This window comes from Pseudomonas sp. PDM27, from assembly GCF_019219205.1.
Taxonomy (GTDB): Bacteria; Pseudomonadota; Gammaproteobacteria; order Pseudomonadales; family Pseudomonadaceae; genus Aquipseudomonas; species Aquipseudomonas laurylsulfatiphila.
The window spans coordinates 394,371-405,622 of record NZ_JAHUWF010000003.1 but is presented as its reverse complement, the minus strand read 5'-3'; the positions used below and the strand labels follow the sequence as shown (position 1 = coordinate 405,622).

General features: G+C 61.5%; 9 protein-coding genes. 6 read left to right on the top strand and 3 right to left on the bottom strand.

Annotated features, from left to right (window positions below):
- The first annotated feature begins 32 nt into the window (after positions 1-32).
- The 3 genes from rhtB to KW838_RS09695 all read left to right on the top strand — a co-directional run bounded on the left by rhtB (position 33) and on the right by KW838_RS09695 (position 3,288).
- Positions 33-665: a homoserine/homoserine lactone efflux protein gene (gene rhtB, locus KW838_RS09705; RefSeq protein ID WP_007998964.1), complete on the top strand. Its 633-nt coding sequence runs from the start codon at positions 33-35 to the stop codon at positions 663-665.
- A gap of 161 nt (positions 666-826) precedes the next feature.
- Entirely contained in the window at positions 827-2,725 is a 1,899-nt protein-coding gene (locus KW838_RS09700) for an FTR1 family protein (RefSeq protein WP_218500986.1), read from the top strand.
- Positions 2,726-2,832: 107 nt separating this feature from the next.
- A complete protein-coding gene (locus tag KW838_RS09695; RefSeq protein ID WP_007978855.1) occupies positions 2,833-3,288 on the top strand; it encodes a YaiI/YqxD family protein in 456 nt (151 codons plus the stop codon).
- 119 nt (positions 3,289-3,407) lie between these two features.
- On the opposite strand, the gene elbB is transcribed toward KW838_RS09695, so the two are convergent.
- Positions 3,408-4,076, bottom strand: a complete 669-nt coding sequence (gene elbB, locus KW838_RS09690; protein WP_007978857.1) for an isoprenoid biosynthesis glyoxalase ElbB — start codon at positions 4,074-4,076, stop codon at positions 3,408-3,410.
- A 115-nt stretch (positions 4,077-4,191) separates the two neighbouring features.
- On the opposite strand from elbB, the gene KW838_RS09685 reads away from it, so the two are divergent.
- Positions 4,192-5,427: a sterol desaturase family protein gene (locus KW838_RS09685; protein WP_102699656.1), complete on the top strand. Its 1,236-nt coding sequence runs from the start codon at positions 4,192-4,194 to the stop codon at positions 5,425-5,427.
- Here KW838_RS09685 and KW838_RS09680 read toward each other — a convergent pair.
- The gene (locus KW838_RS09680; RefSeq protein WP_007978862.1) at positions 5,408-6,040 is read right to left on the bottom strand and encodes a DedA family protein; all 633 of its coding nucleotides are present in this window, start codon (positions 6,038-6,040) and stop codon (positions 5,408-5,410) included. The genes KW838_RS09685 and KW838_RS09680 overlap by 20 nt on opposite strands.
- A gap of 207 nt (positions 6,041-6,247) precedes the next feature.
- Here KW838_RS09680 and hemB point away from each other — a divergent pair, with 207 nt between their 5' ends.
- Entirely contained in the window at positions 6,248-7,261 is a 1,014-nt protein-coding gene (hemB, locus tag KW838_RS09675; RefSeq protein ID WP_007978864.1) for a porphobilinogen synthase, read from the top strand.
- Between the two features lie 18 nt (positions 7,262-7,279).
- Complete coding sequence (gene ppk1, locus KW838_RS09670; protein ID WP_102699655.1) at positions 7,280-9,502, top strand: polyphosphate kinase 1; 2,223 nt, start codon at positions 7,280-7,282, stop codon at positions 9,500-9,502.
- 142 nt (positions 9,503-9,644) lie between these two features.
- Here ppk1 and ppx read toward each other — a convergent pair whose 3' ends face one another.
- The gene (ppx, locus tag KW838_RS09665) at positions 9,645-11,147 is read right to left on the bottom strand and encodes an exopolyphosphatase (protein ID WP_102699654.1); all 1,503 of its coding nucleotides are present in this window, start codon (positions 11,145-11,147) and stop codon (positions 9,645-9,647) included.
- Between the last annotated feature and the right edge of the window lie 105 nt (positions 11,148-11,252).

Below are 11,252 nucleotides of genomic sequence, written 5' to 3'. Positions count from 1 at the left end.
ACATCTGTCACGAGTCCGAGTCGAGGTGTGCAATGGAGCTTCAAACATGGCTGGCGTTTTTTGCCGCCTGCTGGGTGATCAGCCTGTCCCCCGGTGCCGGCGCCATTGCGTCGATGTCCAGCGGTCTGCAATACGGCTTCTGGCGCGGCTACTGGAATGCCCTGGGCCTGCAACTGGGCCTGGCTTTGCAGATCGCCATCGTCGGTGCCGGTGTCGGCGCTATCCTCACGGCTTCGGCCACGGCCTTCTACGCCATCAAATGGTTTGGCGTGGCGTATCTGGTCTACCTCGCGATCAAGCAATGGCGTGCGCTGCCCAGCGATATGAGCGATGACGCGGCGGTGCGCCAGATCGGCAAGCCGATGGCCCTGGTGTTCCGTGGTTTTCTGGTGAACATCAGCAACCCCAAGGCGCTGGTGTTCATGCTGGCGGTGTTGCCGCAGTTCATCGACCCCCATGCTCCGCTGCTGATCCAGTACCTGGTGATCGGCGTGACCATGGTCTGCGTCGATCTGATCGTCATGGCGGGCTACACCGGTCTGGCGTCCAAAGTGCTGCGTCTGCTGCGCACACCGAAACAGCAAAAGCGCATGAACCGGACCTTTGCCGGGCTGTTCATCGGCGCGGCGGCGTTTATGGCGACGTTGCGCAGGGCCGCCGTGTAATACGGCGACTGACAAAAAAAGGCGGCCCTGGTGGTCGCCTTTTTCGTTTGGGGAGCCGTTCCCGAAACCGATGCAATTACGAAGAAGTATCAACAAAGCTTGAGCGAAACCCGTCAGGCGTTAACAATGTGTAACTTCGTATTTCCAATTGAGATTCATTCATGATTGCCCCCTCCCGTTTCCTGGCCTGGCTGTTGCTGCCGCTGTTGGCTGCGTGCAGCTTTCAACTGCTGGCCGCCTCCGTCGAAGGTACGCCGCAGGCGCTGCACTTGCTCGACTACATCGGCGCGGATTACCCGGACACGGTGCAGGCGGGCAGCATCACGGACCAGGCCGGATTTCGCGCGCAGCAAGACTCGGTCAAGACGCTGGGAAGCCTGATTGCAGCCCTGCCGGCCACATCGGAAAAAGCCGCGTTGGAGCAAAGCCTGGCCGCGCTGGGAAATTCCATCGGCGCCCATCAGGACGGTGCCGACGTCGCGCGCCAGGCCCGGCAACTGGGTGCGAAGCTGGCCGTGGCCTATGAAGTCAGCCAGGCCCCGGTCATTACGCCGGACCCGGTAAGAGGCGCGCCGCTGTTCGCTCAGCAATGCTCGGTCTGCCATGGCGACTCAGGGGCCGGCGACGGCCCGGCAGGTGTCGGCATGACGCCTGCGCCGACCAATCTGCGTGACGCCTCACGGCTGGACCGCCTGAGCCTCTACGCGATCTACAGCACCCTCGGCCAAGGCATTGAGGGCACTGACATGCCGGCCTTCGCCGACCAGCTGGATGATCGTCAGCGTTGGGACCTGGCCACCTATATCGCCAGCTTCAGTGTTGACCCAGCGACGGCCAAGGCTGAAAAGACCTACAACATCGCCGACCTCGCCCGTCAGACCCCGGCCGAAGTACAGGCCGTCGAAGGCCCGCAAGCCGCCGCGACCTTCCGTGCCCAGCGGGCGCAACCGCCCCAGGTCAAGCGTGGCCCGGCGCAACTGCTTGACTACACGGCGGCCACCCTGGACAAGAGCATCGCGGCGTATCGTGCCGGTGAGCATGATCAGGCCTATGACTTATCGGTAGCGGCGTATCTGGAAGGCTTCGAGCTGGTCGAGAGCTCGCTGGACAACATTGACGCCAACGTGCGTAAAGACACGGAAAAATCCCTGATGGCCTACCGTCAGTCGTTGCAGGACGGCTTGCCGGTGAGCGAGGTCGAGCAACGCCTGGACGTGGCCAAGGACAAGTTGAAGGCATCGGCCGGCTTGTTGGGCAACGACGGTTTGAGCTGGTCGCTGAGTTACATTTCCGGCTTGCTGATTCTGCTGCGCGAAGGTCTGGAAGCGATCCTGGTGCTGGCGGCGATCCTGGCCTTCCTGCGTAACACGGGCCAACAGGCGGCGGTGCGCAGCGTCAACGTCGGTTGGGGGCTGGCATTTCTGGCCGGATTGGGCACCTGGGCGCTGGCAGCTTATGTGATCGATGTCAGCGGTTCGCAGCGCGAACTGTTGGAAGGCGCGACGGCGTTGTTTGCCAGTGTCATGGTGCTGTGGCTGGGCGTGTGGATGCATGACCGTCGTCACGCGGCGGCCTGGCAGGATTACATCAAGACCAGCCTGGTGGGGGGCGGTGGGCGTTTCGGCTTTGCGACCCTGGCGTTTTTCTCGGTGTATCGCGAACTGTTCGAAGTGATTCTGTTCTACGAAACCCTGTGGTTGCAGGCAGGTCCCGCAGGGCACAACGCCGTGTTGGCCGGTGGGGCCACGGCGGTGGTGCTGCTGGTCGGCCTGGCCTGGGTGATTTTGCGCGGTTCGGCGAAGTTGCCGCTGGCGCTGTTCTTCAGCATCAACGCGGGTCTGCTGTGCGCCTTGTCGGTGGTGTTTGCCGGGCATGGCGTGAAAGCGCTGCAGGAAGCCGGGATTTTCGGCACGCGGCCGGTGCCGTTCTTTGACTTTGACTGGCTGGGGATCCACGCCGATGCGTATTCGTTGAGCGCCCAGGCCGTGGCGATCATTGCGATTGTCGTGTTGTATGGTCGTAGCCGGGTGGTTGAGAAGCAGCGGGTGCAGGTTTCCTAAAAGCATTCGCTGCGCTCATTTTCGCGAGCAGGCTCGCTCCCACAAGGATCGTGTTGTACCTGTGGGAGCGAGCCTGCTCGCGATGCTTTTTCAGAAAGGATAAAAACATGCGTGTATGGATCGATGCCGATGCCTGTCCGCGGGCGGCCAAGGATCTGGTGGTGAAGTTCGCTCTCAAGCGCCAGTTCGAAGTGGTGCTGGTGGCCGGGCAGCCACAGACCAAGCCGGGGCTGGCGCTGGTCAAGCTGATCGTGGTGCCGAGCGGCCCGGATGCGGCGGATGATTACCTGGTGGAGCACGCGGTGCCTGGTGAACTGGTGATCTGCAGCGATGTGCCGCTGGCCGATCGTCTGGTGAAGAAGGGCGTGGCAGCGCTCGACCCACGGGGCAAGGAATTTGATGCGCAGAACATGGGCGAGCGGCTGGCGGTGCGCAACCTGTTTACCGATTTGCGCGAACAGGGGCAGATGGGGGGCGGGCCAGCGCCGTTTGGCGAGCGTGAGAAGCAGGCGTTCGCCAATGCGCTGGACCGGATCCTCACACGGCTGGCCCGCAATTCTTGAGACCTGCGGCGAACCTTGTGGGAGCGAGCTTGCTCGCGATAGCGGACTTACAGACAACATCAAAGTTGAATGTGTTGGCCCCATCGCGAGCAAGCTCGCTCCCACATTTTTGAAGGGTGTCAGGCGTCGTTTTCGTGGGTCAGTTCCAGCACCCGGTCTACCAGCTTGTTGATCCCCGAGGCCACTTCACTGATCGACTGCGCCAGCATATAGGCCGGGGTGCTCACCAGTTTGCGTGCCTTGTCTTCGACGATGTCACTGACCGCGCAGTCGGTATGGGTCGCGCCCATCTTGTTCATCGCGGCAGCGGTGTCGGTGTCATTGCCAATGGTGCAGGTGACGCCGGGACCGTAGATCTTGGCCGCCAGGGCAGGGGAAATGCACATCAACCCCACCGGCTTGCCGGCCTCGGCAAAGGCTTCGGTCAGTGCCAGGACATCCGGTTGAACGGTGCAGCCGGCGCCTTCAATGGCGAAGTTGGACAGGTTCTTGGCTGAGCCGAAGCCGCCGGGCACGATCAACGCGTCGAAGTCATCGACGTTCGCGTCACGGATATCCTGGATGTTGCCCCGGGCAATTCGCGCCGACTCGACCAGCACGTTGCGCGATTCGGGCATTTCTTCGCCGGTCAGGTGATTGATTACATGCAACTGCGCGATGTTTGGTGCGAAGCACTGCACCTGCGCCCCGCGTTGATCCAGGCGCAACAGGGTGATGACGCTCTCGTGGAGCTCGGCGCCGTCGTACACGCCACAACCGGAAAGGATCACTGCAACTTTTTTGCTCATGGGCTTTTCTCCAGATTCATGGCGTTAAATGTCCACTAATTTGTCACTCGTTGCCATAGGGTTAATTCGCGGTTACACATAGCATTTGTCCTCGGGATTCCGATCAGGGCGCGTCATGGACTTCATTCTGTACGCGGTGCCGTTCTTCTTTGTGCTGATCGCCCTCGAGCTGCTGGCCGACCGCAGGCGCGGGGTGAGCAACTATCGGGTGGCTGACGCGATCAACAGCATCAGCACCGGCGTGCTGTCGACCACCACGGGATTGCTGACCAAAGGCATTGGACTGGTGACCTACGCGTTCGCTTTCAAGCATCTGGCGCTGTTCGAGTTGTCGGCCGACAGCGTCTGGACCTGGGTGTTTGCCTTCGTCTTCTACGATTTCTGCTACTACTGGCTGCATCGCCTGGGCCACGAGCGCAACATTCTCTGGGCCGCGCATTCGGTGCATCACCAGAGCGAGGACTACAACCTGTCCACGGCGTTGCGCCAGACCAGTACCGGATTCCTCCTGGGCTGGATCTTCTATCTGCCAATGGCGGTGTTTGGCGTGCCGCTGCTGGTGTTCGTCAGTGTCGCGGCGTTGAACCTGCTGTATCAGTTCTGGGTGCATACGCGGCACATTCCCAAGCTTGGCTGGTTCGAATGGTTTTTTGTCACGCCATCCAATCATCGGGCCCACCATGCACAGAACGCTCTCTACATGGATCGCAACTACGGCGGCGTGTTCATTATTTGGGACCGTCTGTTCGGCTCGTTCCAGGAAGAAGACGACAACGAGCCGGTGGTCTTCGGCGTGACCACGCCGCTGGCGAGCTGGAATCCCCTGTGGGCGAACGTGCAGTTCTACGCGCAGTTGTGGGCCGATGCGCGGCGTGCCGAAAGCACCTGGGACAAGCTGCGGATCTGGTTCATGCGCACGGGCTGGCGCCCGGCGGACGTGGCGGCCAGATACCCGATGAACAAGCCGGACCTGAGCCAGTTCCGCAAATTCGAGGTGCCGCTGGACGGTCGTCAGCAGCGCTACGTCCTGTTGCAGTTCTGCGTCTATATCGCACTGGGCAGCTACTTGATGAATCTCGAACCGAAGCTGTCAGTCGCCGCCCTGGTGCTGGGCTGGGGGGCGGTGGTATTCGGTCTGTTTGTGCTGGGCGTGGCCCTGGAGAATCGCCCGTGGGCGTTGAAGCTGGAGCTGGTGCGGCTGGCATCGAATCTGCCATTGGCATGGCTGGCCCCGATGGTGGGGCTGTGGCCGGCCAGCGCGGTGGGCTGGGTCGGCCTGCTCAGTTACAGCCTGTTGAGCGGCATCGGTCTCTACTGTTGCAGAAACCGCATCACTCGGTTGGCGTCGTAGGGCCTTCGGTATTAGTCCGCGCAGCTTTCAGGGCCTGCTCGTCGGCATAGACCTGCTTGGCCAGGCGGGCATTCTTGAAGCGCCGGCGCAACCACAGCACGAGGCCCAGGACCAGCAGGGCGCCGAGCACCCAAAGTTCGTACTTCTTCACACTGCCGAGCATGCCTTCGAGCACTGCGCCGAAATGGTAAGCGGCGGCCGCCAGGGCTGCGGCCCAGATCGCCGCGCCAATGCCGTTGAGCAGCAGGTAACGGCCCGGCGGATAGCCCGACAGCCCGATGGCCACCGGCATGACCGTACGCAAACCGTAGACGAAGCGGAAGCTCAGTACCCAGATGTCCGGATGCTTGCGAATGTGCTCCAGCGCCCGGTCACCCATCATCTGCCAGCGCGGCTTGCGCGCCAGCAGTTTTCGACCGTGCTTGCGTCCCAGGAAATACCACAGTTGGTCGCCGGCATAGCTGCCGAAGAAGGCCACGACCACCACCAGGTTGATGTCCATGTATCCACGGAACGCGAGGAAGCCCGCGAGTACCAGGATGGTTTCGCCTTCGAAGAACGTGCCTAGAAAAAGGGCAAAGTAGCCGAAGTCATGCAGAAATTGTTGGAGCATTGTCTGGGTGCTGGCGAAATGAACGCGCAGCCTAACCCTTCGGACACATTCAGGAAAGTGTCCAAATGTGTCTCGACGTGAACATTTCCTACAACGACAATGGAATGCGGCTACACGTCGCAGGGTGCACATAACTGTCATACGTTCGTCATAATGGGCACTTATAACTGTCACGCTCGCCCGTCTGCGCGGGCTCAGGAGTCTGCCGTGAGCTTTACCCCCGCCAACCGTCTGTTCCCCGCAACCCGCCTGCGCCGCAACCGTCGTGACGACTTCTCGCGTCGACTGGTCCGTGAAAACGTCCTGACCGTCGATGACCTGATCCTGCCGGTGTTCGTTCTGGACGGTGAAAACCGTCGCGAAGCGGTGGCTTCGATGCCGGGCGTCGAACGCCTGACCATCGACTTGTTGCTGGAGGAGGCGGCCAAGTGGGTCGAACTGGGGATTCCGGCGCTGGCGCTGTTCCCGGTGACGCCTTCGGAACTCAAGTCTCTGGATGCTGAAGAGGCCTGGAACCCGGAGGGTATCGCCCAGCGCGCCACCCGCGCCCTGCGTGCGCAATTCCCTGAGCTGGGTGTGATCACCGACGTGGCCCTGGATCCGTTCACCACCCACGGCCAGGACGGCATTCTTGATGAAGAAGGCTACGTGCAGAACGACATCACCGTCGATGCACTGGTCAGGCAAGCCCTGTCCCACGCCGAGGCCGGCGCTCAGGTCGTGGCCCCATCGGACATGATGGACGGTCGCATCCAGGCGATTCGCGAAGCCCTTGAGGTGGCCGGTCACGTCAACGTGCGGATCATGGCCTACTCGGCCAAGTACGCCAGCGCCTATTACGGCCCGTTCCGCGATGCGGTCGGTTCGGCGCTGAACCTGGGCAAGGCCAACAAGGCCTCCTATCAGATGGACCCGGCCAACAGCAACGAAGCCCTGCACGAAGTCGCGGCGGACTTGTCAGAAGGTGCGGACATGGTCATGGTCAAGCCAGGCATGCCGTACCTCGACATCCTGTGCCGGGTCAAAGAAGAATTCAAAGTGCCGACGTTTGTCTATCAAGTCAGCGGCGAATACGCCATGCACATGGCGGCGATCCAGAATGGCTGGTTGAGCGAAGGGGTTATCCTCGAGTCGCTGACCGCTTTCAAACGTGCAGGCGCCGATGGCATCCTGACGTACTTTGCCGTTCGTGCCGCTCAATTGTTACGAGAGCAGAAATAGCCCTCCCAGGAACATTCGATGAATACCGAAGTACTCACTGAAGTTGCCGTAAAAGACGCTCAACCGGTGGTGGAGCAAGTCGACGAGACCCCGCCGGAGCTGGAGCCAGCTCCGCCCGCGGCGGTCGTCGAACCTACTGCGACAGCGCCGGCGGTGGCCATTCCCGGTCTGGATGACAGCAGCCTGTACATTCACCGCGAACTGTCGCAACTGCAGTTCAACATCCGCGTGCTGGAGCAGGCGCTGGACGAGTCCTACCCGTTGCTGGAACGGCTGAAGTTTCTGCTGATCTTCTCCAGCAACCTGGACGAGTTCTTCGAAATTCGCGTCGCCGGACTGAAGAAGCAGATCACCTTCGCCCGTGAACAGGCGGGCGCCGATGGTCTGCAACCGCATCAGGCACTGGCGCGCATCAGCGAACTGGTACACGGTCACGTCGACCGTCAGTACGCGATCCTCAACGACATTCTGTTGCCGGAGCTGGAGAAACATCAGGTCCGCTTCATCCGTCGCCGCAATTGGACGACCAAGCTCAAGACCTGGGTCCGCCGCTATTTCCGCGACGAAATTGCACCGATCATCACCCCCATCGGTCTCGACCCTACGCACCCGTTCCCTCTGCTGGTGAACAAGAGCCTGAACTTCATCGTCGAGCTCGAAGGTATCGACGCCTTCGGTCGCGACTCCGGTCTGGCGATCATCCCGGCGCCACGCCTGCTGCCGCGCATCATCAAGGTGCCGGAAGAAGTCGGCGGTGCCGGCGACAACTATGTATTCCTGTCGTCGATGATCCACGCTCACGCCGATGACCTGTTCCAGGGCATGAAGGTCAAGGGTTGCTACCAGTTCCGCCTGACCCGCAACGCCGACCTCGCGCTGGACTCCGAAGACGTCGAAGACCTGGCCCGCGCCTTGCGCGGCGAGCTGTTCTCCCGTCGCTACGGTGACGCAGTGCGCCTGGAAGTGGCCGACACGTGCCCGAAACACCTGTCCGACTACCTGCTCAAGCAGTTCAACCTGAGCGAGACCGAGTTGTACCAGGTCAACGGTCCGGTGAACCTGACGCGGCTGTTCAGCATCACCGGCCTGGACAGCCAGCGCGAGCTGCAATACCTGCCGTTCACCCCGCAGATCCCGAAACTGCTGCAGAACAGCGAGAACATTTTCAGTGTGATCAGCAAGCAGGACATCCTGCTGCTGCACCCGTTCGAGTCGTTCACCCCGGTGGTCGACCTGCTGCGCCAGGCCGCCAAGGACCCTCACGTGCTGGCGGTGCGCCAGACGCTGTACCGCTCTGGAGCCAACTCGGAAATCGTCGATGCGCTGGTGGATGCGGCGCGTAACGGCAAGGAAGTCACGGCGGTGATCGAATTGCGTGCGCGGTTCGATGAAGAGTCCAACCTGCAACTGGCCAGCCGCCTGCAAGCGGCCGGTGCGGTGGTGATCTACGGTGTGGTCGGCTTCAAGACCCACGCCAAGATGATGCTGATCCTGCGTCGCGAAGCGGGCGAGATCGTGCGTTATGCGCACCTCGGCACGGGTAACTACCACGCCGGCAATGCCCGCCTGTACACCGACTACAGCCTGCTGACCTCCGACGACGCCCTGTGCGAAGACGTCGGCAAACTGTTCAGCCAGTTGATCGGCATGGGTAAGACGCTGCGCATGAAGAAGCTGCTGCACGCGCCGTTCACCCTGAAAAAGGGCATGCTGGACATGATTGCCCGGGAAACCCAGTTCGCCCTCGACGGCAAACCGGCGCACATCATCGCCAAGTTCAACTCGCTGACCGATCCGAAGATCATCCGCGCGCTGTACAAGGCCAGCCAGTCAGGCGTGCGCATCGATCTGGTGGTGCGTGGCATGTGCTGCCTGCGGCCGGGCATCGCCGGGGTCTCGCATAACATCCACGTGCGTTCGATCATTGGCCGTTTCCTGGAGCACACCCGGGTCTTCTACTTCCTCAACGGCGGCGATGAGCAGATGTTCCTGTCCAGCGCCGACTGGATGGAACGCAACCTCGACAAGCGCGTCGAGACTTGCTTCCCGGTGGAAGGCAAGAAGCTGATCATGCGGGTCAAGAAAGAGCTGGAGTTGTATCTGACCGATAACACCCACAGCTGGAGCCTGCAGCCGGACGGTCGTTACGTCCGTAACACACCGACCGGCAACCAGAACCCGCGCAGCGCCCAGGCGACATTGCTGGAGCGTTTGGGCAGTCCGATTCTCACGGTCCGCTGAGGCAAGAAAAATGGCGATCCCCAGGGATCGCCATTTTCATTTGCGCCAGACCCATCCCCTGTAGGAGCTGCCGAAGGCTGCGATCTTTTGATTTTGCTTTAAAAGATCGCAGCCTGCGGCAGCTCCTACAAGGGGCGGTGGCTTAGCGGGCGGTCAACACGATGTCGACCCGGGTCAGCCATTGCGCTTCAATTTCAAAGTCGGCCTGGGTCAGCTGGTTTTCGTCCAGCCAGTTCTCCGGGAACACCACTTCCAGGTGGTTGCCATAGGCGTTCAGTTCCACCTGGGGCATTTGCTGGGTGCCGCGGATGTGGTGGAACAGAATCGCAAAGCGCAGTAGCACGCACAGGCGAATCAGCTTGACGCCGTCGTCGCCGAAATCGGCGAACTTGTCCTTGGGAATATTGCGCCGGTGGCCACGTACCAGCAGCGCGAGCATCAACTGGTCTTCGCGGGAGAATCCGGCGAGGTCCGAGTGCTCGATCAGGTAGGCGCCGTGCTTGTGATACTGGTAGTGGGCGATATCCAGACCCACTTCATGGACCTTGGCCGCCCAGCCGAGCAGTTCGCGCCAGACACCGTCTTCCAGGTCCCAGTCTTCAGCCACCTGGTCAAATGCGTGCAGCGCCTTGCGCTCGACCCGTGCCGCCTGTTCCTGATCGACGTGGTAGCGCTCCATCAGCGAGGTGAGGGTGCGTTCGCGCACGTCCTCGTGATGATGGCGGCCCAGCAAGTCATAGAGCACGCCTTCGCGCAGGGCGCCTTCGCAGTGATCCATGCGTTGCAGTTCGAGGGAGTCAAAGATCGCTTCGAGGATGGCCAGGCCCGCCGGGAAAATCGCCCGGCGATCCGGCTTGATACCTTCGAAATCGATTTTCTCGACGTCGCCCAGCTTCATCAGTTTGCGCTTGAGCCAGGCCAGGCCTTCGGCGTTGACCTCGCCGGTGCCGTGGCCGCCAGCCTTCAGCGCCAGACCGATGGCGCGGATGGTGCCCGAGGAGCCGATGGCTTCATCCCAGGTCAGGCGGTGCAGGGCGTGCTCGATGCTCATGATCTCCAGCCGCGCCGCCGTGTACGCCTGGGCGTAACGGGCCGGAGTGATCTTGCCGTCCTTGAAATAGCGCTGGGTGTAGCTGACGCAACCCATCTGCAGGCTTTCGCGCAGCAGTGGTTCGAAGCGCTGGCCAATGATGAATTCGGTACTACCGCCGCCGATGTCGGCCACCAGGCGCTTGCCCGGGGTATCGGCGAGGGTGTGGGACACGCCGAGATAGATCAGGCGCGCTTCTTCACGGCCGGAAATGACTTCCACCGGGTGGCCGAGAATTTCTTCGGCGCGACGGATGAATTCGGCGCGGTTGCGCGCTTCACGCAAGGCGTTGGTGCCGACGATGCGCACGGCACCCGTGGGCATACCGTTGATCAGTTGGGCAAAGCGCTTGAGGCAATCGAGCCCGCGTTGCATGGATTCTTCGTTGAGATGGCGCTCGTCGTCGATGCCGGCGGCCAGCTGAACCTTCTCCCCGAGACGCTCGAGAATACGGATTTCGCCGTTCTGGGCCTTGGCCACGACCATGTGAAAGCTGTTGGAGCCCAGGTCGATTGCGGCGATCAGGGACAGATTCTTGGCTTGGGATTGCGGCATGGTCGGGGGTCTCGGTCGATAACCTCGACATCGTGCCACGATCAAAGGCTGCCGCCAACGCGTAGGTGACCGCTTTGCGGTCAATCGCGAGCAAGCTCGCTCCCA